Annotated in this window: 20 protein-coding genes; 16 read left to right on the top strand and 4 right to left on the bottom strand. The window is 67.7% G+C overall.

Going from position 1 to position 23,416, the window contains the following annotated elements:
• Positions 1-6: 6 nt before the first annotated feature.
• Positions 7-951 carry an ABC transporter ATP-binding protein gene (locus DID96_RS23210; protein WP_124601609.1) on the bottom strand — a complete coding sequence of 315 codons (945 nt, stop codon included), beginning with the start codon at positions 949-951 and terminating at the stop codon, positions 7-9.
• Between DID96_RS23210 and DID96_RS38400 the strand changes: the two genes are divergently transcribed.
• The 9 genes from DID96_RS38400 to DID96_RS23170 all read left to right on the top strand — a co-directional run bounded on the left by DID96_RS38400 (position 950) and on the right by DID96_RS23170 (position 9,923).
• Positions 950-1,117, top strand: a complete 168-nt coding sequence (locus DID96_RS38400; RefSeq protein ID WP_185732336.1) for a hypothetical protein — start codon at positions 950-952, stop codon at positions 1,115-1,117. The genes DID96_RS23210 and DID96_RS38400 overlap by 2 nt on opposite strands.
• 657 nt (positions 1,118-1,774) lie before the next feature.
• Complete coding sequence (locus DID96_RS23205) at positions 1,775-3,394, top strand: DUF2957 domain-containing protein (protein WP_124601608.1); 1,620 nt, start codon at positions 1,775-1,777, stop codon at positions 3,392-3,394.
• A gap of 71 nt (positions 3,395-3,465) precedes the next feature.
• Positions 3,466-4,719, top strand: a complete 1,254-nt coding sequence (locus tag DID96_RS23200; protein WP_124601607.1) for a DUF2957 domain-containing protein — start codon at positions 3,466-3,468, stop codon at positions 4,717-4,719.
• A 78-nt stretch (positions 4,720-4,797) separates the two neighbouring features.
• Positions 4,798-5,622, top strand: coding sequence for an OmpW family protein (locus DID96_RS23195; RefSeq protein WP_124601606.1), 825 nt, complete (start codon positions 4,798-4,800; stop codon positions 5,620-5,622).
• A gap of 111 nt (positions 5,623-5,733) precedes the next feature.
• Positions 5,734-6,237, top strand: a complete 504-nt coding sequence (locus tag DID96_RS23190; RefSeq protein ID WP_124601605.1) for an activator protein — start codon at positions 5,734-5,736, stop codon at positions 6,235-6,237.
• A gap of 80 nt (positions 6,238-6,317) precedes the next feature.
• Positions 6,318-7,391 carry a hypothetical protein gene (locus DID96_RS23185; protein ID WP_124601604.1) on the top strand — a complete coding sequence of 358 codons (1,074 nt, stop codon included), beginning with the start codon at positions 6,318-6,320 and terminating at the stop codon, positions 7,389-7,391.
• A gap of 310 nt (positions 7,392-7,701) precedes the next feature.
• Positions 7,702-8,844: an MGDG synthase family glycosyltransferase gene (locus DID96_RS23180; RefSeq protein ID WP_124601639.1), complete on the top strand. Its 1,143-nt coding sequence runs from the start codon at positions 7,702-7,704 to the stop codon at positions 8,842-8,844.
• Complete coding sequence (locus DID96_RS23175) at positions 8,841-9,335, top strand: hypothetical protein (RefSeq protein ID WP_124601603.1); 495 nt, start codon at positions 8,841-8,843, stop codon at positions 9,333-9,335. The genes DID96_RS23180 and DID96_RS23175 overlap by 4 nt, the downstream gene beginning before the upstream one ends.
• A 6-nt stretch (positions 9,336-9,341) precedes the next feature.
• On the top strand, positions 9,342-9,923 hold the full coding sequence (locus DID96_RS23170; RefSeq protein WP_124601602.1) for a dual specificity protein phosphatase family protein: 582 nt from the start codon (positions 9,342-9,344) through the stop codon (positions 9,921-9,923).
• Between the two features lie 130 nt (positions 9,924-10,053).
• On the opposite strand, the gene betA is transcribed toward DID96_RS23170, so the two are convergent.
• The 3 genes from betA to betI are packed head-to-tail and all read right to left on the bottom strand — an operon-like array spanning position 10,054 to position 13,863.
• Positions 10,054-11,754, bottom strand: coding sequence for a choline dehydrogenase (gene betA / locus DID96_RS23165; RefSeq protein WP_124601601.1), 1,701 nt, complete (start codon positions 11,752-11,754; stop codon positions 10,054-10,056).
• A gap of 22 nt (positions 11,755-11,776) precedes the next feature.
• The gene (gene betB / locus DID96_RS23160; protein WP_124601600.1) at positions 11,777-13,246 is read right to left on the bottom strand and encodes a betaine-aldehyde dehydrogenase; all 1,470 of its coding nucleotides are present in this window, start codon (positions 13,244-13,246) and stop codon (positions 11,777-11,779) included.
• Positions 13,247-13,278: 32 nt separating this feature from the next.
• Entirely contained in the window at positions 13,279-13,863 is a 585-nt protein-coding gene (betI, locus tag DID96_RS23155; protein WP_124601599.1) for a transcriptional regulator BetI, read from the bottom strand.
• Positions 13,864-14,653: 790 nt separating this feature from the next.
• On the opposite strand from betI, the gene DID96_RS23150 reads away from it, so the two are divergent.
• From DID96_RS23150 to DID96_RS23120, 7 genes are all read left to right on the top strand, one after another.
• Entirely contained in the window at positions 14,654-15,580 is a 927-nt protein-coding gene (locus tag DID96_RS23150) for an alpha/beta fold hydrolase (RefSeq protein ID WP_124601598.1), read from the top strand.
• 58 nt (positions 15,581-15,638) lie between these two features.
• Positions 15,639-16,208 (top strand): isoprenylcysteine carboxylmethyltransferase family protein, encoded by a 570-nt coding sequence (locus tag DID96_RS23145; protein WP_124601597.1) that lies wholly within the window; start codon positions 15,639-15,641, stop codon positions 16,206-16,208.
• A gap of 17 nt (positions 16,209-16,225) precedes the next feature.
• Entirely contained in the window at positions 16,226-17,530 is a 1,305-nt protein-coding gene (locus DID96_RS23140) for a glycosyltransferase (RefSeq protein WP_124601596.1), read from the top strand.
• Positions 17,527-19,308, top strand: coding sequence for a DHA2 family efflux MFS transporter permease subunit (locus tag DID96_RS23135; protein ID WP_260463983.1), 1,782 nt, complete (start codon positions 17,527-17,529; stop codon positions 19,306-19,308). The genes DID96_RS23140 and DID96_RS23135 overlap by 4 nt, the downstream gene beginning before the upstream one ends.
• A 23-nt stretch (positions 19,309-19,331) precedes the next feature.
• The gene (locus DID96_RS23130) at positions 19,332-20,279 is read left to right on the top strand and encodes a glycosyltransferase family 2 protein (protein WP_124601595.1); all 948 of its coding nucleotides are present in this window, start codon (positions 19,332-19,334) and stop codon (positions 20,277-20,279) included.
• Positions 20,280-20,353: 74 nt separating this feature from the next.
• Complete coding sequence (locus tag DID96_RS23125; protein ID WP_260463985.1) at positions 20,354-21,985, top strand: efflux transporter outer membrane subunit; 1,632 nt, start codon at positions 20,354-20,356, stop codon at positions 21,983-21,985.
• Positions 21,985-23,190 (top strand): HlyD family efflux transporter periplasmic adaptor subunit, encoded by a 1,206-nt coding sequence (locus tag DID96_RS23120; RefSeq protein ID WP_124601593.1) that lies wholly within the window; start codon positions 21,985-21,987, stop codon positions 23,188-23,190. The genes DID96_RS23125 and DID96_RS23120 overlap by 1 nt, the downstream gene beginning before the upstream one ends.
• Positions 23,191-23,416: the final 226 nt, after the last annotated feature.

Genomic DNA, 23,416 nt, shown 5'->3' with positions numbered 1-23,416 from the left:
GGTGCGTTACGCCTCTCGTGCGCCGTTTCGGCGGTTGTCGATCAGACTGACGAAGATGTCCTCGAGCGAACTCTGCGTCGTGTGCAGGTCGCGAAAGCCGATGTCGGCCGCGCCCAGCGCGTTGATCAGCGTCGCGATGCTTGCGTCGTCGCGATGCGAGTCGTACGTGTAGACGAGCGCGCTGCCGGCATCCGCGAGCTCGAGCCCGAACGGCGCGAGCGCGGGCGGCACCGCCGCGAGCGACTGGTCGAGCTGCACGGTGAGCTGCTTCTTGCCGAGCTTGCGCATCAGCTCGCGCTTTTCCTCGACGAGCACGAGTTCGCCGCCGAGGATGATGCCGATCCGGTCGGCCATTTCCTCCGCTTCCTCGATGTAGTGCGTGGTCAGCACGATCGTCACGCCGCTTTCGCGCAGCGTGTCGACGAGCTTCCACATGTCGCGGCGCAGCTCGACGTCGACGCCCGCGGTCGGTTCGTCGAGGAACAGGATGCGCGGCTCGTGCGACAGCGCCTTCGCGATCATCACGCGGCGCTTCATGCCGCCCGACAGCGTCATCAGCTTGTTGTCGCGCTTGTCCCACAGCGACAGCGCCTTCAGCGTCTTCTCGATGTGCGCGGGGTTCGGCGCCTTGCCGAACAGGCCGCGGCTGAACGACACGGTCGCCCACACCGTCTCGAACGCGTCGGTGGTCAGCTCCTGCGGCACGAGGCCGATCATCTCGCGGGCCGCGCGGTACGCGTCGCGGATGTCGTGGCCGCCAACCGTCACGCGGCCTTCGGTCGGCGTGACGATTCCGCAGATCGAGCCGATCAGCGTCGTCTTGCCGGCGCCGTTCGGGCCCAGCAGCGCGAAGATCTCGCCGGGGCGGATGTCGAGGTTCACGTGTTTCAGCGCCTGGAAACCGGACGCGTAAGTCTTGGACAGATTGGTGACGGAGAGGATAGGTTGCATGCTCACGGATCGCGCAAAAGCCGTGGAATCGCGGGACCGCCATCTTAGCAACCGGCAGATCGAAATGCATTTTGGTGGAAAGGCGGCGTGGCGAGCACGTGCGATTCGGCGCAAAAGCTGCGGGATTTTCGCGACTGGCGTCGATTTGTTCGTCGTCGGCAAATAATTCGGGTCGATTTCGGCGAAATCGCCGGTACGTGTCGGGCGGTCTGGCACGGCGGCGACCCAGCACGCAGGCGATTGCCGACGTGTAACACACGGCGCCGGTCGTTTCAGCGCAGCGTTTTTATTTGTCTGATCTATTGCGCCGAAGGCTGTTTGAAAAAATGTCAAACATGGTGCGCGCGCTGGGATCCCGCCGGTGCGGCCGTTTGGAACTCTGTATCCATTTACTTGCGTGATTCGTCAGATCATAGTCTTTCGAAACGACGCGACACGATAACGATTCACGCGTACGTACGGAGACCAAGATGACACGTACCGCCGAGGGCCAGTTGCACTGCCGTTTCCGATTCATCCATCGCATGCGGGCGCGACGCGAGTTGCACGCCCGTCCTGCCGCTTAGCCGCCTGGCCGCTTAGCCGCGGTTTCTCGTTCCGCTTCGATTGTCCGAAGGCGCCGTGCCGCACGACGGCGCCTCCGGAAACGCGCGCGCTCGCGCCGCCGTCGTGCACCGCCGGATCGTCCGTCGCGGTGTCGCGATGTGGTGCGCGTGGCGGGCGGCTCCGTGCGCCGCACCTTCGCATCACGCGGCGAGATACCAACCGGCGGGCCATGCAGCCCGTCCGGACGAGACCTGATGTTCGAAAAATGGAGGGGTTGATGTCTTGCATTCCTGATTGGCGCGCGACCGTCCTGGCGTGCGCGGTGCTGGCCATGCCGTTCTTCGCGGGGTGCGGCGGCGGCGCAGACGACCCCGGCCCGATCAACGTGCCGCAATGCTCGGGCAGCACGTGCGGGCCGAGCGGCCCGTCCACGACGCCGCCCGTGGTGACGAAACTGTGTCCGGACGCGCTCGACTACACGACGACCTATACGGGCGGCTCGGGCAGCGGCGAATACGTGAAGGTGCGGTTCGACACGACGAAGCTCACCTACCAGATGCAGTTCATCGAATCGTCGGTGCCGACCTCGGCCGGGCAGGTCAACAACACGCGCCGCGGCCTGACCATCAACGGCGCGTTCCATCATCCGACCGACCTGCCGACCGCCGAGCAGAACCGCTGCGCATTCGTGCTCGACAGCGGCGCGACGAGCGACGGCGCGTATGCGGTGACGATCAACCGCGCCGATCCGCCGAAGCTGTTCGTCGGCAACGGCGTCGTCGGCGGCGGGATTCCGGGCGCGACGATCGCGTTCGCCGGCATGGAGCCGTTCCCGGGTATCGTGTTCGGCTTCGTGCCGTCGCGCACCTTCGACTTCTATCCGTTCATCGGCTTCACCGACACCGAGACCGATTTCTCGAAGGTCGCGGGCAACTACAACGAACTCGGCATCCATTTGTCGCCCGTCGGCGGCCTCGCGCAGAGCATGAACGGGCCGGTCGGCTGGGAGCCGGACGTGATCAACTGGAACCAGACGTTCAATGCGGACGGCTCGTGCACGATCACGCCGGGCAGCGACTACTCGTGCCAGACCACCGGGTCGCCGTGGACGCTGCGCAAGAACGCGGACGGCTCGGCCGACAATGTGTTCGTGAGCAACGCGGTGCTGAACCAGGCGGCCGGCGTAGTCGCGTATCCGGTGGCGGCGCAGGCGCCGGGCATCGTGCTCCCGACCACGCCGAGCCAGGCGAAGGGCATCATGATCGTCGGCAAGCTGAACGGCGTGCGGGTGCCGATCGTGATTCGCGTCGGCTACACGCACGTCGATCCGGGCAATTTGCTCGCATCGGTCGCCGATGCCGAAGTCGGGATCTCGATGCTGTCGCCGACCACCGCGATCGCGGCGAATTCGCTGAAAGGCGGCTTCATCGGCGCGACGAGCGCGTCCGCGTGCGGCATCGTGACGTTCGACAACACTGCGGGAGTGATCCCGAATTCCCCGGACTTCAACCACAACGTGCCGCACCCGGATCTGCCCGGCACGTTCGACGGCACCTTCTTCAGGGCGAAGGCCGGGAGCTGCAACGATGGCACCGCGGTGTCGACGCAAGCCGCGAACTACACGTCGACGCTGTTCCAGGGCGACACCGCGGCGTTCATCGATCCGCTGACGTCGCGGGTGAGCGCGAATTTCGCGCTCGACTACACGCAGGCCACGCCCGGCAAGATCAAGGTCACGGCCAGCAACGACTTCAACGCGCAGGGCGCCGCCGGCAAGACGGCGATCTTCAGCAAGGGCGATGCGGGCTGGATCGTGATGGACGGCAACGTCTACGCGATGGTCGTCAACAACAGCAAGGTCAACCCGTTCTTCACGATCGGCGCGTTCGTCCAGTAACGGCTCACGAAACATGTTGCACCGGCGGCGCACGCATCGCCGCCGGAGAATCGACATTAAAGAGGATTCCTATGAATTTGAAGCATTGGATGGCCGCGGCGGCGTTCGCGCCCGTGCTCGCCGCGTGCGGTGGCGATGGTGACCCGCCGCCCGCACAGGTGGTCCGGCTGTGCCCGCAGACCATCGACTACAACACGGTGTTCGTCGGCGGATCGGGGTCGGGCGAGCTCGTGAAGGTGCAGCTCGACACGACGCAGATGACGTACCGGATCACCTACCTGGCCTCGCCCGTGCCGGTTACGACCGGCACCGTGCAGCCGACGCGCGACGCGGCGCCCGCCAATGTCGTGAACGGCACGCTGACCGCCGAAACGGGCCTGCCGACGGTGAAACTCAACCAGTGCACGTTCCGGATGCAGAACGCGAGCCTCGACCCGACCCGGCCCGCGCGCCTGTTCCTCGGCGAAGGCGTGCTGGGCGGCTCGATTCCGGGCTCGACGATCCAGTTCGACGGCGTGATCGGCGTCGGCAGGATTCCGAAGACGACGTATCCGTATTACCCGTTCATCAGCTTCTCGTCGCTGGAGACCGATCTCTCGAAGATCGCCGGAACCTACAACCAGCTCGGCTATCACCAGGTGCCGTCGCAGAGTTTCGCGCCGGTGGGGATCGATGCGCAGGTGTCGATCCACAGCGACGGCAGCTACGTGGAGACCGACAACTTCGGCAAGAAGAACGGCGGGCAGCCGCTCGCGTCGGGCGCGACCGTCAACCAGGCGTTCACGCTGCGCAAGGACGCGCCGGTGTTCCAGTCGCTCAATTACCAGCCGCAGATCCCGCCGACGCTGGCGGCGGTCGATCCGTCGAAGGCCGGCAAGGGGATCCTGATCGTCGGCAAGCTGCGCAACCAGCTCGTGCCGATCTTCATCCGCACGGGGGCCGCGAACGCCGCCCTGCCCCAGGGCACGCCGAGCGCGGACGACGAATCGGGCATCTCGATGCTGAGCCCGCAGGCAGCGATCGCGCAGGGTTCGCAGAACGGCGAGTACACGGGCGTCGACAGCGCGCTCGGCTACCGCGCGACGGCGCTGATGGGCACGCAGGCGACGCTGCTCGATCCGTTCGACGCGTCGCAGGCCGCGCTGACGCGCGCGCTGAACCTCGACTACACGCAGAAGGTGCCGGGCGTCGTCACGACGGTGCACGCGGATGTGGCGTCGGGGCCGGCAACCGGCAAGTTCGTGTTCTCGGGCGGCGTATTCGGCTTCCTCGACATGAGCGACACGAGCACCCCGTATTTCACCGTGGGCGCGTTCGTGCAGTAAGCGATGACCGCGAATGCGTGACCAGCGGCGCCGCGCGGCGGACAGCGCGCGGCGCCCGAACAGAATCGAGGAGACACGATGAAAAAGCTGATTGCCGCAGGCGTCGTGGCAGGCGTATCGACGCTCGCGTCGGCTCAGCAGGCGGGCGACAACGTCGCGACGCTGGGCTGGCTGCACATCATGCCGCAGGATTCGACCAACGGGCTGACGACGAATCTCACGGGCATGCCGATCAACGGGCCGCTGCGGCTGCCCGGTTCGTTTACGTCGCCGGGCACGAGCCTGACGGTCAACAACGCCGATACGGTCGGCCTCACGCTGACGCACTTCTTCACGGACCACATCGCGGTCACGTCGGTGCTCGGGGTGCCGCCCGAGTTCACGCTGACGGGCCACGGGGTGATCAGGCCGTTCGGCCCGGCCGGCTCGCTCGGCAACGTCGACATGGACAAGGCATCGAATCAGCCGGCCGTGAAGAACGCGCGGCAGTGGAGCCCCACGATCATTCTGCAGTACTACTTCAATTCGTCGACGGCGAGATTCCGGCCGTTCGTCGGGATCGGCGTGGCCTACAGCTGGTTCAGCAACATCGAGCTGAACGGCAACTTCGCGAAGGACATCAACGAGAACCTCGGCAGCGTGCTGGCGGCCGGCGCCGGCAAGGCGGGGCCGACGTCGGTCGAGGGCAAGGCGTCGTCGTCGTTCACGCCGGTCTACAACGTCGGCGCGAGCTACGCGTTCGACAAGCACTGGGGCGTGACGGCGACGCTCACGTACATGCCGCTCAAGACGTACTCGTCGCTCGTGATCAAGGCCGCCGACGGCTCGACGCTCGGGACCACGCGCACGCGGTTGAAGGCCGATCCGCTGATCACGTTCGTCGGGATTTCCTACAAGTTCTGAGCCGCGTGCGCCGCTTTGGCGCCGCGGCTTCCTGCGACCGGCGGGGGCATTCCGTCCGTGAGGTCGCATTCCCGGCGGCTTGCCGCCATACGTCAAGTGAGGGCAGTTCAGATGAGCCATCGTCAAATCGCATCGCTTGTTGCCGCACTCGCCATCTCCGCCGCGTCGGCCGTGCCCGCGTTCGCGGTCACCGTCACCCGCGCCGACGGCCAGCCGATGAATCCGAACGGCGAGCCGTTTTCCGCGTCGGGCATCACGACCCTCAGCAAGGGCGCGATCAGCGCGAATTGCACCGCCACCTTCAATGGCACGATCACGTCGACCGGCATTCTCAACATCACGTCGACGCAGTTCGCGGGCGGCGGCACCTGCGGGCTGATCGCCGGCAGTGCGAGCAGCGTGGCGCCCTGGACCGGCCAGGCCGACAGCGCGACGCAGCTGTCGATCAACAACGCGAAGGTGACGGTGTCGCTGCTCGGCACCTGCGGCCCGAGCAAGGTGGTGACGGCATGGAGCGAGGCGAACTCGTCGCTGACGTTCAACGGGGCCGTGCTGACGCCTGACTGCAAGGTGAGCGGCACGGTTGCCACTTCGCCGAAATTCCACGTGCAGTAAACGTCGTTGACCGGGGGGGCGGCAGAGCGACCAGTGCGTATGGCCGCCTCCCGGTTCGCGCCGATTCTTACGGATGACCCATGCTCACTCACGAAGCGCAGTATGGTGCCGCGCGCGGTGCGACGCCCGACCGGTTGCGCACGGCCGCGTGGCTGCAATACCTGATGGACCGGCGGGAAGATGCCGTCGCCACCGCGGCGGCGGATCCCGACGCGCGGATTGCCGCGGTCGCGCGTGCGATGCTCGCGCGGCTCGCCGGCGGCCCGCGCGATGACGCGGAGCTCGACGCATGCTTGCTCGCGCCGTGGCTGACGGCGCTCGGCTGCGGCGTGGAACGCTGGCTGCCGGATGGGCCCGATGCGTGCGCGCGCGTGCCGAATGCGCGCGAGCTCGCGCAGGCCGAACGCTATTTCCCGGGATCGCGGGTCGTGTTCGAGTCCGCGCATGGCGTGATCGATGCCGGCATGTTCGACGATCCGGGTGTCGGCTGGGCCGCGCTCGGGCGGATATCTTCGGGCGTCGACCGGGCTGCATGCTGGTCGGGCGAGAAGGGCGAGAAGGGCACGCTGTCGTCGGCAGACATCGATGCGTCGCGGCCCGGCGAGCTGATCGACGCCGTCGTCACCCGCATCCTGCAGCCACGGGACGATGTGCGCCACCTCGACGAAATGGCGGCCCTCGCGGAATTCAGCGCGGCGCTCGCGATCCGGCCTGACGTCGTGCCGCTGTCCGCCTACGGCGGCGCACACAACGGCATCGCGCTGGCGATCCGCCGCGACCGGCCCGATCTCGCGACCGCGGACGGCCTGCTTGCCGCGCTGTCCGTGTGCCGGCTCGATCAGCTTGTCGGGGCGGGGAGTTTCTGGGCCTACTACCTGCTGGCAGGGATCGTGATCGCCGCGCCGGACGTCGTGCGCGACATCGGCGGCCGCTTCAGCGGCGGCATCTGGTGGACGTGGCTCGAATCCGTGCTCGCGTGGCCGGCACGCAGCAACTTCGGGCGCAGGGAAGATGCCGCGTTCGAGCGGCTGCGCGACGCGATGAGCTTCACGTCGCGCCACAACCCGATCGTGCGCACGAAGCGCACGAAGCGCACGCGGCCGCGGGCCGCGACGCCGGCCCCGTTCGGCGGCCGGCGGACAAAGACGGGATGACGCGATGACGCGCGGCTGTGCGCGCGAACGCAGCAGTGCGTGTCATTGGTTCGATCGACGACGGGCAGCGCGCGCGCCGGCGAGACCGTCTCCGGCGCACGCGCCGCGTGCTGCGTGCCGTTTGCGGCGAGGTACGGTACGTCATGCCGTATATTTGCAGTGTCCGGCATGGAAGGAAGCCGCGATACGCTTGTCCGCTCCGGGATTTTTCGCGATGCGACAATCGAGCCTGCTCGACGCAGGCGCGCGAGCCCGCCGCTACCGCAACCGCAACCGCATTCAAGTCACGCAAATCGAAACGGTCAATCCGATGTCAAAGCAACGCAAGAGAATTCTCCTTCTGAGCGTCAGCGCAGGAGCCGGTCATACCCGCGCCGCCGAAGCGATCCGTGCGTTCGCGGACAGTCATCCCGCGGGAATCGAGGCCACGCATCTGGACGTGATGGATTTCGTGTCCGCCGGCTTCCGCAAGCTGTACACGGACCTCTACATCAAGCTCGTCAGCAGCCAGCCGGCGCTGTGGGGCTACCTGTACCAGAAGACCGACGAGGTGCTGCCCAGCGCGCCGTCGCAGAAGATCCGGCGTTCGATCGAGCGGCTCAATTGCCGGCAGCTGCTCGCGGAGATCGAGCGGCAGCGCCCGGACGCGATCATCTGCACGCACTTCCTGCCGGCGGAGCTGCTGTCGCGCGAGATTCGCAAGGGGCGCGTCGACGCGCCGGTGTGGGTGCAGGTGACCGACTTCGACCTGCACAGCATGTGGGTCGTGCCCAACATGCGCGGCTACTTCGCCGCCAACGACGAGATCGCGTGGCGCATGCATGCGCGTGGCATGGCGCCCGACACCGTGCACGTCAGCGGCATCCCGATCATGCCGGCGTTCGGCCAGCCGCTCGATCGCGCCGCGTGCGCGGCCGAATTCGGCCTGGACCCCGCGCGACCGACCTTCCTGATGATGTCCGGCGGTGCGGGCCTCGGCGGGCTCGACGTGCTCGCGACGCGTCTGCTCGAGATGGACGCCGACTTCCAGCTGATCGCGCTGGCGGGCAGGAACGAGGCGATGCTCGCATCGTTGCAGGCGCTCGCCGCGCAACATCCGGGGCGGCTCTTTCCGCAGGGCTTCACGCAACAGGTCGAGCGCCTGATGGCCTGTGCGGACCTCGTGATCACCAAGCCGGGCGGCCTGACGACCTCTGAATGTCTGGCGATGCAGTTGCCGATGATCGTCAACTCGCCGATTCCGGGCCAGGAAGAGCGCAATGCGGATTTCCTGCTCGAACAGGGCGTGGCGTTGAAGGCCATCGACGACGATGCGCTCGTCTATCGGATCCGCGCGTTGCTGCAGGCACCCGAGCGTCTTGCCGACATGCGCCGCCGTCTCGCGCCGCTCGGGCGCCCGCATGCCGGACGCTTCGTGCTCGATCGCGTGCTGGGGCTGGAGCCCGCCGCATGAGCGTGTGCCGCTTTCTGCCGGCGCGCCGTACGCTTTTTGTCGTCGCCTGGGTGATCTTGCTGGGCTTCTTTTTCGCCAACGTCGAGATTCAGATCGAAGGCAGCGCGGGCTGGGCCGCCAGCCTGCCGACCTGGCGCATCCAGAAGCACTGGCTGCTCGACCTGTTCTGGGGCGGGCGTCCGATGACCGGATACCACGCGTGGGTGTTCCCGTTCGTCGCGCTGTTCTTCCACCTGCCGCCCGTTTTCACCGGACAGTGGTCGTGGCGCATCGAAGCCCGCCTCATCGCGTGCATCATGCTGTTCTGGCTGACCGAGGATTTTCTGTGGTTCGTGCTGAACCCGGCCTATGGTCTCGCGCGGTTCAACCCGGCCAACGTGCCGTGGCATATCCACTGGCTGGGCGTTGCTCCGACCGACTACTGGACCATGAGCGCCGCTGCGATCGTCCTGTTCTTCCTTTCCCGCGAGCGGGAGCAAACCCACAACTGATTTGCCATGAAAATCGCCGTCATTGCCGTGATCGCCGTCACGCTCGCCGGACTCGTGCAGCCGGCCGGCGCGCAGCCGGATTCCGTTGCCTACGCCCGGCCGCTTCAATGGGCGCAAAGCGTTGCCGATGCGCGCGTGAACAACCTGCATCGGATCACGCCGTCGCTGTATCGCAGTGCGCAGCTATCGAAAGAGGATGTGCCGCAATTGCAGAAGCTCGGCATTCGCAAGGTCATCAGCTTCCGTGCCTTTCACTCGGACGACAGCGTCCTGGCCGGCTCGCAGATCACGATGCAGCGCATTCCGATCAATACCTGGTATATCCGCGACGAAGACATGGTCACGGCGCTCAAGGCGCTGCGTGACGCGGACCGCGATGGCCCGGTGCTGATCCATTGCCAGCACGGAGCGGATCGCACGGGCCTCGTGTCGGCGTTGTATCGGGTCGTGTATCAGGGGTGGACCAAGGAACAGGCACTCGATGAACTGCAGCATGGCGGATATGGGTTCCATTCGATCTGGCAGAACATCACGTACTACCTGAAGCACGTCGACGTCGAGCGTCTGCGGCAGCAGGTGAACGGATAAGCCGGACAGAAATGCAAACGCCGCTGACAATGACCGTCAGCGGCGTTCGGCATAGCGAAGGACGGGCAGGGCGCCCGCGCGGTCAGACCTTCCGTCAGACTCGCAGTCAGACCCGCCGTCAGACCCGCCGTCAGACCTTCTCCGGCTGACGTGCAGCCTTCGCGACGTTCCGCGCCAGCGCACCATTCGCGACGAAGTACGGCACATCCACACGCGCGAGCGCCTGCCGGCCGCGGATCTTGTCCGCGATCTTCTCGGCGATCATGATCGTCGGCGCATTGAGGTTGCCGGTCGTGATGATCGGCATGATCGACGCATCGACCACGCGCAGCCCCTCGAGCCCGTGCACGCGGCCTTCTTCATCGACCACGGCCATGTCGTCGTAACCCATCTTGCACGAGCACGACGGATGGAACGCGGTCTCCGCGCGGGCCCGCACGAAGGCGTCGAGTTCCTTGTCGGTCTTGCAATCGGCGCCCGGGTTCAACTCGCGGCCGCGATAGCGGTCGAGCGCGGGCTGCCGCATGATCTCGCGCGTCGCGCGGATCGCGTCGCGGAACTCGCGCCAGTCGAGCGCCTCGGCCATGTAGTTGAACAGGATGCTCGGATGCTGGTTCGGATCGCGCGAGCGCAGCTTCACGCGGCCGCGGCTCGGCGAGCGCATCGAGCCGACGTGTGCCTGGAAGCCATGCATCTCGATCGCGTTCGAGCCGTTGTAGTTGATCGCGACCGGCAGGAAGTGATACTGGATGTTCGGCCACAGGTCGTCGTCGCGCGTGCGGATGAAGCCGCCCGCCTCGAAGTGGTTGCTCGCGCCGAGGCCCGTGCCGTTCAGCATCCATTCGAGGCCGATCTTCGGCTGGTTCCACCACTTGAGCGCCGGGTACAGCGACACGGGCTCCTTGCACTCGTACTGGATGTACATCTCCAGATGGTCCTGCAGGTTCTGGCCGACGCCAGGCAGGTCGAGCACGACGGGGATGTCGAGCTCCTTCAGCCACGCGCCGGGGCCGACGCCCGAACGCTGCAGCAACTGCGGCGACGCGATCGCGCCGCTGCACACGAGCACTTCGCGGCGCGCATGCGCGCTCGCGCGCTCGCTGCCGCGCAGGTAAGTGACGCCCGACGCGCGCTTACCGTCGAACAGGACGCGGTCGGCGAGCGCATGCGTGACGATCTCGAGGTTCGGCCGTGCACGCGCCTGGTCGAGATAGCCGCGCGCGGTGCTCGCACGGCGGCCGCGCGGCGTGACCGTGCGATCCATCGGGCCGAAGCCTTCCTGCTGATAGCCGTTCAGGTCGTCGGTGCGCGGGTAGCCGGCCTGCACGCCGGCGTCGACCATCGCCTCGAACAGCGGGTTCGCGCCCGGCTTGCTGGTCGTGACCGACACGGGGCCGTCGCCGCCGTGATAGTCGTTCGGGCCGACGTCGCGGGTCTCCGCCTTCCTGAAGTACGGCAGGCAGTCGAGATACGTCCAGTTGTCGAGGCCCTTGTGCGTCGACCAGTTGTCGTAGTCGAGCGCATTGCCGCGGATGTAGCACATCCCGTTGATCAGCGACGAGCCGCCGAGCCCCTTGCCGCGCCCGCATTCCATCCGGCGGTTGTCCATGTGCGGCTCGGGGTCGGTCTCGTACGCCCAGTTGTAGCGGCGGCCCTGCAGCGGATAGGCGAGCGCCGCCGGCATCTGCGTGCGGAAGTCGAAGCGGTAGTCGGGGCCGCCCGCTTCGAGCAGCAGCACCGTGACGTCCGGATCTTCCGTCAGGCGCGTCGCGAGCACGTTGCCCGCGGAGCCTGCGCCGCAGATGATGTAATCGTATTCGCGTGTCGTCATGACGGTTGATCTCCTTTAGGACTCAAAACACCGGGTTGTAGCGGCCGAGCTCGACCTGCACCGACTTGATCCGAGTGTAGTGCTCGAGCGTCGTGATGCCGTTCTCGCGTCCGACACCGGATTGCTTGTATCCGCCAACCGGCATTTCGGCCGGCGATTCGCCCCACGTGTTAATCCAGCAGATGCCCGCTTCGAGGCGGTGGATCGCGCGGTGCGCGCGCGACAGGTTCTCGGTCACGACGCCGGCCGCGAGCCCGTAGTGCGTGTCGTTCGCACGGGCGATTACTTCGTCCTCCGATTCGAATTCGAGGATGCTCATCACGGGCCCGAAGATTTCCTCGCGGACGATCTTCATGTCGTCGCAGCAGTCGCCAAACACGGTCGGCGCGACGTACTGGCCGTTCGCGAAGTGGCCGTCGGTCAGGCGCGTGCCGCCCGCGAGCAGCTTCGCGCCTTCGGCCTTGCCGCTGTCGATGAAGCCGAGCACCTTGTCGAGCTGCGCGGCGGACACGAGCGGGCCGAAGTTGGTATCGGCATCGGTCGGCTTGCCGACGCGGATGCGCTTCACGCGCTCGAGCACGCGCTGCGTGAATGCGTCCTTGATCGAGCGGTGCACGAACACGCGCGTGCCGTTCGTGCAGACCTGGCCCGAGCTGAAGAAGTTGGCGGTGACCGCGATGTCGGCGGCGCGGTCGAGATCGGCATCGTCGAACACGATCAGCGGCGACTTGCCGCCGAGCTCCATCGTCACTTCCTTCAGCGACGACGCGCCCGCGAGCGACATCACCTTCTTGCCGGTCTCGACGCCGCCGGTGAACGACACCTTCGCGATGTCCGGATGGCCCGACAGCAGCGCACCGACCGAGCCGTCTCCCTGCACGACGTTGAACACGCCGGCCGGCACGCCGGCTTCCGTGTAGATCTCCGCGAGCTTCAGCGCCGTCAGCGGCGTGACTTCGCTCGGCTTGAACACCATCGCGTTGCCGGCCGCGAGCGCGGGGGCCGTCTTCCAGCACGCGATCTGGATCGGGTAGTTCCATGCGCCGATGCCCGCGCACACGCCGAGCGGCTCGCGGCGCGTATAGACGAACGACTCGGCGCGCAGCGGCACCTGCAGCCCTTCGATCGCGGTCGCGAGGCCCGCGTAGTACTCGATCACGTCCGCACCGGTGACGATGTCGACCGCGAGCGTCTCGGCGATCGGCTTGCCGGTGTCGCGCGTCTCGATCGCGGCGAGTTCGTCGTTGCGCTCGCGCAGCAGCTCGACCGCGCGGCGCAGGATGCGCGAGCGCTGCATCGCGGTCAGCGCCGCCCATTCACGCTGGCCTTCGCGTGCGGACGCGACCGCGCGGTCGACGTCGGCGGCGCTCGCCTGCTGCACCTGCGCGAGCAGTTCGCCGGTGGCCGGATCGAAGGTGTCGAAAGTCTTGCCGCTCGTGGCGTCGACATAGCCGCCGCCGATGTAGAGGCGCTGCAAACCGTATACGGACATGAAGATCTCCTGGGTGGCGACCATGCGCCGCGTCACGCCGACGCGAGCAGCAGATCGATGTAATCGTGGGCGAGCCGCAGCGCGGCCCGGGTGTCGAACGGGCCGCCGGCGAGCGCGCCGCGCAGCCACAGGCCGTCGATCAGTGCGGCGAGGCCGCTCGCCGCTTCGCGCGCTTTCGTGCGCGGCAGCGCCTTCGCGAACTCGGCGCACAGGTTCGAATAGAGGCGCCGCGTGTTCACGTGCTGCAGGCGCCGCAGTGTCGGCTCGTGCATGCTCTGCGACCAGAATGCGAGCCATGTCTTCATCACGGGCGCGCTGATCTGCGAATCGTCGAAGTTCGCGGCGACGATCGCGCGCAGCCTGGCGCGCGGATCCTTGCGCGCGGCGATGCGGCGGCGGGTGGTGGCCGACCACAGATCGCGCAGCACGTGCCGCATCGTCGCTTCGAGCAGGCCGTCCTTGTCGCCGAAGTAGTGACTGACGATGCCCGTCGAGATATTCGCGCGCTGCGCGACCGACGCGAGCGTCGTGCCGGGCAGGCCGGCTTCGTCGATCGAGCGCAGCGTCGCGTCGATCAACTGCGCACGGCGGACTTCCCGCATTCCGACTTTCGGCATCGCGACTCCCTGTGCCCGGACGGCTGATGGATGGAAGTCGAGAGCTTAGCGGTTTTTTATTGATCGTTCAATCAACAAAAAACCGGGGTCAGACGACAGATGCGGCGACCGAGCGGGTGGAAACGATGCGAAGCAGGGCGGTCGTCAGGCTGCGCGAGCATCGACGGCTACCCGTGAATCGCGTGATGTGCGGATGCGGAAAACAGGACTGTAAGAAGGTTAAATAAATTGAAGTTTGTTTAAAACGAATTCAAGAGTGATCGACGTAATCAACGGATGGCTGTCGATTTTAAATGTCTTTCCGGGTGAAAGAATGTGGAGATGTTTGAATTTCGCTGCGCCGCAAGAAAAATCGACGTATCCGAATGCCTGAAATGATGTGGAAAATGTGAAGGCGTGGTGCGATTTAAACGCGTTAAGGCATTGATATCATATGTTGTTTTGTCGAACTCGATATGCATCGAGCCAGTCATCGCAAACGATTGATGCGGAAGCAAAGTGAATTCTGCCTACCATAAAAAATGCTGAAAAAATTTGAATCCGGCGTAATTCCCGTTCGAGTAGAGGGGATCTTTGAGACGGCTTGAGCGATGAATATTCGTCGTATTAGTATTGCGCCGCACTACGAGGAATCAATCGACGCCGCCGAAATGCGCGGCGATGTGCCGGCTGCGGACGCGAGCGGGGTTGCGCCACCGGCCGGCGTGTTGCCGTTGCACGCCCGCGCGCGACCGTGCAGCGCCACCAACGTGAGCCGACGCCGAAACGCCGCATCCACCGGGAGAACGACATGCTGACCGAAAAACACGTGGTCCCGCTGCCGAATGGTCTGAAGATTTACGTCGAACGGAACGTGTTCGACCCGGCGTTCGACACGGCGATCCTCGTCAACGGTGCGCTCGCGACGACCGCGTCGTTCGGGCAGACCGTCCAGTATCTCGGCGAACGGCTGAACTCGATCTGCTTCGACCTGCCGTACGCCGGGCAGTCGCGCCAGCACAACCCGCGCTGCGCGGTGCTGACGAAGGACGACGAGGTCGCGATCCTGCAGCATCTCGCCGATCGGTTCGCGCCCGAATACCTCGTGTCGGTGTCGTGGGGCGGCGTCGCTTCGCTGTTCGCGCTCGCGCGCGGCTGCCCGAGCGTGCGGCGCGCGGCGATCTGCTCGTTCTCGCCGTTCCTCAACGACGCGATGGTCGACTACGTGACCCGCGCGCGCGACCACATCGCCGCCGGCGAGAACCTGAAGGCTGCGCAACTGCTCAACGACACGGTCGGCCGCTACCTGCCGCGCATCATGAAGCTGTACAACTACCGCTACCTGACGCGCCTGCCGCGCGACGAGCAGAACCAGGTCGCGTTCCATGTCGACCAGATCCTGTCGCTGCAGCCCGAGCGCTATCTCAGCGAGTTCTCGAACATCCGCTGCGAGCTCAAGTTCATCAACGGCGCGCTCGACGAATACACGACGCCGGCCGACGTGCGCAAGCTTGCCGCGCACGTGCCGCGCGCGCAGTTCGCGACGATTCCCGCGGCCGGGCATTTCCTCGACATCGAAGGCCGCGCACAGCGCGACAGCACGCGCAACGAACTGCTCGGCTTCTTCTGCGAGCCCGCGCCGGTCGCCGCCAGCGCGCCGCTCGGCATCGCGCCGGCCTGCCTGTCTGCGTCGATCCCGGCATCGATCTCCGTGCCGATCCCCGCGCTGTCGTCGTGACGCCGCGCGGCCGCCGCGCCGCGCATCCGATTTCCACACCACCCGAGGCAGGCCAGCCGTGAATATCGTTCAGAGCATCGCCATCGTCATTCCATGGGCCGCATGGCTCGCGTACTGGATCGCCACGTCGCAGCGCGCGAAGGCGACCGTGCGCAAGGAGGCGTCGCGCTCGCGCACGCTGCAGTCGATTCCGCTGATCATCGGCGGCGCGCTGATCATCCTGCCCGATCCGGCGTGGCAGGCGCTCACGCCCGCATGGCACACGTTCGGGCTGCAGGCGCAAGGCGGGCTCGCGCTGCTCGTCGCGGGCCTGCTGTTCTCCGTGTGGGCGCGGCTGCACCTCGGCACGAACTGGAGCGTGTCGGTCACGCTGAAGGAAAACCACGAGCTCGTCCGCAGCGGCCCGTACGCACTCGTTCGGCATCCGATCTACACAGGCTGCCTGCTTGCGCTCGTCGGAGCCGCGCTGATCGGCGGCGAATGGCGCGGCGTGCTCGGCGTGCTGCTCGTGTTCGCGTCGCTCGCATACAAGGTGCGTGTGGAGGAAAGCTGGCTGACCGGTTATTTCGGTCCGGCGTACACGCAGTACCGCCGCGAAGTGGCGGCGCTGATCCCCGGTTTCTACTGATTCCCGCGAGGCACGCGATGGCGAAAGTGATCGTGACCGCGATCGGTTCGGCGGGCGACGTGCATCCGCTGCTCGGCGTCGCGCGCACGCTCGCCGCGCGCGGCCACACGATCGTGTTCTGCACGCACCCGCCGTTCGAGGCGGCGGTGCGCCGCTGCGGCTTCGCGTTCGTGCCGGTCGGCACCGCCGCCGAATACGACACGGCGATGGCGAACCCCGCGCTCTGGCATCCGCGCACGTCGTTCCGCACGCTGTGGCAGGTGATCGCGCCGGTGCTGCGGCCGCATTACGACGCGCTGCGCGCGCTGACCGACCGCGACACGGTGCTCGTCGGCACGCTGTGGGCGTTTTCCGCACGCTTCATGCAGGAGCTGCACGGCACGCCGTACGTGTCGGTGCAGGTGTCGCCGTCGACGCTGCTGTCCGCGCATGCGCCGCCGACGCACAAGCGGCTGACGATTCCCGCGCGCTGGCCGCTGCCGGTCAAGTCGGCGCTGATGACGCTGATCGAGCGCCACGTGCTCGACCGCACATGCGGACCCGCGCTGAACGCGGTGCGGGCGGATCTCGGGCTGCCGCCCGCGCAGCGCGTGCTCGGCCGCTGGCTGCATTCGACCGACGGCGTGCTGTGCCTGTTTCCGGACTGGTTCGCGCCGCCGCAGCCGGACTGGCCGGCGCAGCACCTGCAAAGCGGCTTTCCGTTGTTCAACGACGTCGGGGAGCACGCGGACGATGCCGCGCTCGACGCGTTTCTCGCAACCGGCGAGCCGCCGGTCGTGTTCACAGCCGGTTCGACACTCGTCGATCACGCGGCGTATGCGCGCGCGGTCGCGCAGGCGCTGCACGCGACCGGCGCGCGCGGGATCCTGCTGACGCCCGCCGACGTGGCGCCGGACCCCGACCGCCTGCTCGTGCGCCTGCTGGCGCGACGTTTCGTGCCGATGCGCACGCTGCTGCCGCGCTGCCGCGCGCTCGTGCATCACGGCGGCATCGGCACGGCGGCACTCGCATGCGAGGCCGGCATTCCGCAGGTCGTCACGCCGTTCGCGCACGACCAGTTCGACAACGCGCAGCGCGTCGCGGCGAGCGGCTGCGGCGTGCGCATCGACGGTCCGGTCGACGGCGCGCGCCTCGGCGCGGCATTGCAGCGTGTGCTCGACGAGCCGGCGTTCGCCGTGTACGGCAAGCGCGCGCGTGCGTTGATCGCGGCCGCGCCGGACGGCTGCGAACGCGCGGCGGATTTCATCGAGCGGTTCGTGCCGGCATCGGGGCGCACGGCGATGCCGGCCGCGCGGGCCGCTGTCGCGCTGGCGAACGCATGAGCACGAGCACCATCGCACCGGCACGCGACGAACGCGCGGCACAGGCGCCATTGCCCGCTGTCGCCGGGGTCGCTGATGTCGCCAGTGTCGCCAGTGTCGCCGATGCCGCCGATGCCACCGATGCCGCCGCCGCTACAGCCGCTACAGCCGCTACAGCCGCTACAGCCGCTACAGCCGCCGCCGCCGCCGCCGACGACGACGCCGACGACGCCGCCCGTGATGCCTCCGGTGATGCCTCCTCCGCTACCGCTACCGCCGCGCCGGCCGTACGCGGTGCACGGCTCGCGCTACTAACGTTCGCGCTGTCGCTCGCGACGTTCATCGAGGTGCTCGACTCGACGGTGACGAACGTCGCAGTGCCGGCGATCTCGGGCAGCCTCGGCGTATCGAACAGCCAGGGCACGTGGGTGATCAGCTCGTACTCGGTCGCGGCCGCGATCGCGGTGCCACTGACCGGCTGGCTCGCGCGCCGGATCGGCGAGCGGCGGCTGTTCGTCGGCGCGGTGCTGCTGTTCACGCTGACGTCGCTGCTGTGCGGGCTCGCGCGCGACCTGCACGCGCTGGTCGTCTGCCGCGCGCTGCAGGGATTGTTCTCCGGGCCGATGGTGCCGCTGTCGCAGACGATCCTGCTGCGCACGTTCCCGCCGGCCAAGCGCACGGTCGCGCTCGCGCTGTGGGCGATGACGGTGCTGCTCGCGCCGATCTTCGGGCCGGTGGTCGGCGGCTGGATCATCGACCGTTTCTCGTGGCCGTGGATCTTCCTGATCAACCTGCCGATCGGCATCTTCTCGTTCGCGGTCTGCGCCGCGATGCTGCGGCCCGACGCGCAGCGCGGCGCGGCCGGCCCGATCGACGTGCCGGGCATCGTGCTGCTCGTGATCGGCGTCGGCGCGCTGCAGGCGATGCTCGACCTCGGCCACGACGAAGGCTGGTTCGGCTCGCCGCTGATCGTCACGCTCGCGGTCGTCGCGGGGCTGTCCATCGTGTCGCTGCTGATCTGGGAGGCGGGCGAAGCGCATCCTGTCGTCGAGCTGAGCCTGTTTGGCGATCGCACGTTTTCGTTCTGCGTGCTGATCATCTCGCTCGGAATGATGAGCTTCTCGGTGGTCGGCGTGGTGTTCCCGCTGTGGCTGCAGGCGGTGATGGGCTACAACGCATTCCATGCGGGGCTCGCAACTGCGCCGCTCGGCATCCTCGCGCTCGTGTTCTCGATCCTCGTCGGGCTGCATGCGCACCGCTTCGATGCGCGCGTGCTCGCGACCTTCGGCTTTCTCGTGTTTGCCGGCGTGCTCGCCTGGGACGCGCACTTCACGCTGAAGATGACGTTCGCACAGATCGTCACGCCGGGGCTGATCCAGGGGATCGGGCTGCCGTGCTTCTTCATTCCGCTGACCGCGGCGACGCTGTCGCGCATTCCCGACGACAAGCTGGCCGCCGCATCGAGCCTGTCGAACTTCCTGCGCACGCTGTCGGCCGCGTTCGGCACCGCGATGAGCGTGACGCTGTGGGACAACCGCGCGACCTGTCACTACGACGTCGTGTCGCAATCGGTCACGCACGCGTCGGCGAACACGCAGCGCGTCGTGCACACGCTCAACGCGATGGGCATCGACGGCACGCGCGAACTGACGACGCTGCACCAGATCGTGATGCAGCAGGCATACATGATGGCGACCGGCGACATGTTCCGGATGGCGAGCCTGACGTGCGTCGTGCTCGCCGCGATGATGTGGCTCACGCGGCCGAAGCGGGGCGCCGCGGCGTCCTTCGGTCATTAGACGGCAGTTTCCCCGGAGGCAACATGGCGGCACTCGGCGCGCTCGTGATTCTCTACCACCCGACCGACGCGCAGCTCGCGGCGCTCGGCGCGTTGCGGCACGCGTGCGACGCGCTGCTCGTCGTCGACAACACGCCGCAGCCGGACCCGCGTGCGTGCGACGTATGCGCGCGCGACGGCATCGCGCTGTTGCATCACGGCAATCGCGGCGGCGTTGCGGGCGCCTACAACGCTGGGCTCGCCGCGTTGTTTCGCGAGCATGTCGACGCGGTCGCGCTGTTCGACCAGGATTCGTCGATTCCGGCGGCGTTCTTCCCGGCGATGCGTGACGTGTGCGCGGGCCTCGCGCCGCGCGCGTTTCTCGTGGGGCCGCGCATCTTCGACGAGAACGCGCGCAGTTTTCTGCCGGAACTATCGACCAACGGCCTGATGTTGCGCCGGCTGCGCATCGAGCAAGGCGCCGTGCTGCAGCGCTGCGCATTCCTGATCTCGTCGGGCTGCGTCGTGTCGCGCGCCGCGTTCGACGTGCTCGGCTGTTTCGACGAGACGCTGTTCATCGATCACGTCGACACCGAATACAGCTTCCGCGCGCTCGCGCGCAACGTGCCGCTCTATGTCGTGCCGTCGCTGGTGCTGCCGCACCGGATCGGCGCAAAGCAACGCCATGCGTTCGGCCCTTTCGAAATGACGTCGATGAATCATCCGTGGCAACGGCGCTATTACAGCGCGCGCAATGCGGTACAGCTCGGCATGCAGTACGGGTTGCGCTTTCCGGTGGCGATCGTGCCGAACCTGCTGACGCTGTGGCAGATCGTGCAGATCGCGCTCGTCGAGCGCGACAAGCGCGCGAAGCTCGCGGGCATCCTGTTCGGCATCGCGGACGGCCTGTTCGGCCGGCTCGGCCCGCTCGAGCGCACGCGGCCGCGCCTCGCCGCGCGCGCCCAACGCGTACAGCACGTTCAGCAGGGGTGAGGCGCGCGATGCGAGGGTTGAAGAAGGTGACCGGTTGCAGCGGTGGCGGGAAAGGCCGCTGGACGGTATTGGCGATGGCGGCGCTGCTTGCGCTCGGCGGCTGCGCGCCGTCGGGGTTCCTGCCGTCGCTGTCGCTGCACAAGCCGGCCGACGACGCGCTCGCGCGCACGGCAGGCGCCGGCGCGGACGGTGCGTGGCCCGCGCCCGACTGGGTGAAGCAGCTGAAGGACCCGCAGCTCGACGAACTGGTTGCCGACGCGTCGCGGAACAACCCGGACCTGCAGGTCGCGCAGGCGCGGCTGCGGATCGCGCAGGCGCAGTTGCAGCAGTTCGATTCGCTGACGGGGCTGACGGGCACCGCCGGCGCGACCGTCAGCCGTGCGCGGATGCCGAAGCCGGGCGACAACGTCGCCGACGTATCGGTGGGCGGCTATCGCGTGCCGGTCGAGATCTTCGGCGACCCCGTCGTGTCGCCGTCGTCGGTGTTCGTCGGGCTGAACTACCAGCTCGACCTGTGGGGGAAGAACCAGGCCGCGACGAAGAGCCTGATGTCGCTGCGCGACGCGGCGCGGATCGAGGCCGAGCAGGTGCGGCTCACGCTGACGGTCGCGATCGTCACCGTCTATTGCCAGCTCGACGAGGCGTACGCGGTGCGCGAGCTGCTGCAGCAGAAGCTGGCGATCAGCCAGCGCGTGACGGCCGTGCTGCGCGAGCGCACCGCGCGCGGCCTCGACAATGCGTACGATGCGAGCGACGCGACGATCAAGCGCACCCGGCTGCTCGCGCAGATCGCGCTGAACGACGAGCAGATCAAGCTCGCGCAGCTTCAGCTCGGCGTGCTGTCGGGGCCCGAGCGCGGGCTCGCGCTGCAGCGGCCACGCGTTGGCCCGTTCGGCCAGTCCGGCCAGTTCGGCAAGTCCGGTGATGCGGCGCTGCCCGCGCGGCTGCCGGCCGACCTGCTCGGCCGGCGGCCCGACATCGTCGCCGCGCGGCTGCGCGTCGAAGCCGCGTTCGCGAACGCCGATGCGACGCGCGCGCAGTTCTATCCGGACGTGAACCTCGTCGCGCTCGGCGGCGTGTTCGCGCTCACGCCTGCGTCGCTGTTCTCGCGCGACGCGCTGGCCGGCTCGGTCGGCCCCGCGATTTCGTTGCCGGTGTTCGATCGCGGCCGGCTGAAGGCGAAGCTCGGCGCGGACGTCGCGCAGGCGGACGTCGCGATCGGCCTGTACAACAAGACGGTCGACGACGCGCTCGGGCAGGTCGCGCAGCTCGTCACGTCGCTGCAGACCGCGCAGACGCTCGTCGCGCAGCAGCAGGACGCGGTGGCCGCCGCGCAGAAGATCGTGCAGATCGCGACGGACCGTCATCGGCGCGGCGTGCTGATGCAAAAGGACGTCGACGTCGCGGACCTGACGCTGGTCGACGAGCGCTCGCAACTCATCGGCCTGCTCGGGCGGCAGCGGACCCTGCGCGTCGGGCTGATCGGCGCGCTTGGCGGCGGATTCGATGCAGGGCCGGCGGCTGCATTGGCGCCTTCGACACGCGCGGCGCGCGGCGGGCATGCGAAACGTGGTGCCACGGCGACCGCTGCCTCACCCGCCGGTGCGCGCCCGACGTCCGCAAGCCCGGCCGGCGCACGCCTGTCCACCGCCCCGGCAATACCGACCTTCCAGCATGACCGCCTGATCGTTACGCAAAGCGACTGATGCACCACGACAACCTTCATACCAACCTACATACCGCCACGCAGCCCGCGTCGCTTGCCGACGAAGCCGCACCCGACACGCGCCGGGCGACCCGCCGCAAGCGCTTCACGATCCTCGCCGCGGCCGTGCTGCTGGCCGCGCTCGCCTGGCTCGCGCTCTGGCTGCTGCGCGAGCGCTACTACGAGGACACCGACGACGCGTACGTGGCGGGCAGCATCGTGCAGGTCGCCGCGCAGACCGCGGGCACCGTGACCGACGTGCTCGTCGCCGACACGCAGGCCGTGCGCGCGGGGCAGACGCTCGCGAGGCTCGACGACACCGAGGCGTCCGTCGCATTCGCGCAGGCGAACGCGCAACTCGCGCAGGCCGTGCGGCAGGTCGCGAACGCGAAGATCTCGAACACGATGTACGTCGAGGCAGTGAACGCGCGGCGCGCGGATCTTGCGCTCGCGCAGCGCGCACTGGCGGCGCGCGAGGGTGCATCGGTCGAGATCGTCGCGCCCGAGGAGCTCGCGCGGGCGCGCGCGGCGGCCGCGGGTGCGCAGGCCAGTCTCGCGGCCGCGCAGGCGCAGCTCGACGCGGCGCGCGCGCTCGGCAGCAAGCTGCCGGTCGACGAGAATCCCGCCGTGATGCAGGCGGCCGCGCAGTTCAAGCTTGCGTACCGCAACCTGAAGCGCACGACGATCGTCGCGCCGGTCGACGGCACGATCGGCCAGCGCGCGGTGCAGGTCGGCCAGCAAGTCGGCCCCGGCGTGCCGCTGATGTCGATCGTGCAATTGAACCGGCTGTGGATCGAAGCGAATTTCAAGGAAGGGCAGATCCGCCACATGCGTGTCGGGCAGCCGGTCGAGGTCGTGTCGGACATCTACGGCTCGCGTGTCGTCTATCGTGGCCGCGTGCAGGGCTTCTCGGCCGGCACGGGCAGCGCGTTCTCGATGTTGCCGTCGCAGAATGCGGCCGGCAACTGGATCAAGGTCGTGCAGCGCGTGCCTGTCGTGATCGCGATCGAGCCTGCCGATCTCGCCGCGCATCCGCTGCGCGTCGGGCTGTCGATGCGCGTGACGGTCGACACGCACGACCGCGCGGGACACGCGCTCGACAGCGAGCCGCCGACGCCGGCAGTCGGCACGCGCGTGCACGACGGCGTTGCGAGCGAGGCCGACGCGGCGGCCGCGGCAGTCGTCCGCGAGAATCAGGGCGGGTAGCACCCGCCGAACCGGCCCCCGGAGGCCGCTTGCCGCTGCCGTCGTTCCGCCTTGTTCCCGCCGGACTTTCGTCTTTCCGCCAGCGATGTCGGCACGGTTCAAACCGGTGTCGCGTTTGAGACATCGGCGCCCCCGTGTCCCGGACTACTCTCGAACAGCACGTTGCGCGTGCGTCGCATTCGCCGGCGCGCGGCGGCGCTATCCAACGAGACATGGAGACAATACG

This window comes from Burkholderia sp. Bp8963 (assembly GCF_003854275.1).
GTDB lineage: Bacteria > Pseudomonadota > Gammaproteobacteria > Burkholderiales > Burkholderiaceae > Burkholderia.
Note: the sequence above shows the minus strand (reverse complement) of the source record. Positions and strands in the feature narration are given on the sequence as shown.

Bases quoted from the DNA above. Each gene is read 5' to 3' on its own strand.
- DID96_RS38400 (WP_185732336.1), top strand. From the start codon at position 950: ATGCTCACGGATCGCGCAAAAGCCGTGGAATCGCGGGACCGCCATCTT.
- DID96_RS23210 (WP_124601609.1), bottom strand. From the start codon at position 951: ATGCAACCTATCCTCTCCGTCACCAATCTGTCCAAGACTTACGCGTCC.
- DID96_RS23205 (WP_124601608.1), top strand. From the start codon at position 1,775: ATGTCTTGCATTCCTGATTGGCGCGCGACCGTCCTGGCGTGCGCGGTG.
- DID96_RS23200 (WP_124601607.1), top strand. From the start codon at position 3,466: ATGAATTTGAAGCATTGGATGGCCGCGGCGGCGTTCGCGCCCGTGCTC.
- DID96_RS23195 (WP_124601606.1), top strand. From the start codon at position 4,798: ATGAAAAAGCTGATTGCCGCAGGCGTCGTGGCAGGCGTATCGACGCTC.
- DID96_RS23190 (WP_124601605.1), top strand. From the start codon at position 5,734: ATGAGCCATCGTCAAATCGCATCGCTTGTTGCCGCACTCGCCATCTCC.
- DID96_RS23185 (WP_124601604.1), top strand. From the start codon at position 6,318: ATGCTCACTCACGAAGCGCAGTATGGTGCCGCGCGCGGTGCGACGCCC.
- DID96_RS23180 (WP_124601639.1), top strand. From the start codon at position 7,702: ATGTCAAAGCAACGCAAGAGAATTCTCCTTCTGAGCGTCAGCGCAGGA.
- DID96_RS23175 (WP_124601603.1), top strand. From the start codon at position 8,841: ATGAGCGTGTGCCGCTTTCTGCCGGCGCGCCGTACGCTTTTTGTCGTC.
- DID96_RS23170 (WP_124601602.1), top strand. From the start codon at position 9,342: ATGAAAATCGCCGTCATTGCCGTGATCGCCGTCACGCTCGCCGGACTC.
- betA (WP_124601601.1), bottom strand. From the start codon at position 11,754: ATGACGACACGCGAATACGATTACATCATCTGCGGCGCAGGCTCCGCG.
- betB (WP_124601600.1), bottom strand. From the start codon at position 13,246: ATGTCCGTATACGGTTTGCAGCGCCTCTACATCGGCGGCGGCTATGTC.
- betI (WP_124601599.1), bottom strand. From the start codon at position 13,863: ATGCCGAAAGTCGGAATGCGGGAAGTCCGCCGTGCGCAGTTGATCGAC.
- DID96_RS23150 (WP_124601598.1), top strand. From the start codon at position 14,654: ATGCTGACCGAAAAACACGTGGTCCCGCTGCCGAATGGTCTGAAGATT.
- DID96_RS23140 (WP_124601596.1), top strand. From the start codon at position 16,226: ATGGCGAAAGTGATCGTGACCGCGATCGGTTCGGCGGGCGACGTGCAT.
- DID96_RS23135 (WP_260463983.1), top strand. From the start codon at position 17,527: ATGAGCACGAGCACCATCGCACCGGCACGCGACGAACGCGCGGCACAG.
- DID96_RS23130 (WP_124601595.1), top strand. From the start codon at position 19,332: ATGGCGGCACTCGGCGCGCTCGTGATTCTCTACCACCCGACCGACGCG.
- DID96_RS23125 (WP_260463985.1), top strand. From the start codon at position 20,354: ATGGCGGCGCTGCTTGCGCTCGGCGGCTGCGCGCCGTCGGGGTTCCTG.
- DID96_RS23120 (WP_124601593.1), top strand. From the start codon at position 21,985: ATGCACCACGACAACCTTCATACCAACCTACATACCGCCACGCAGCCC.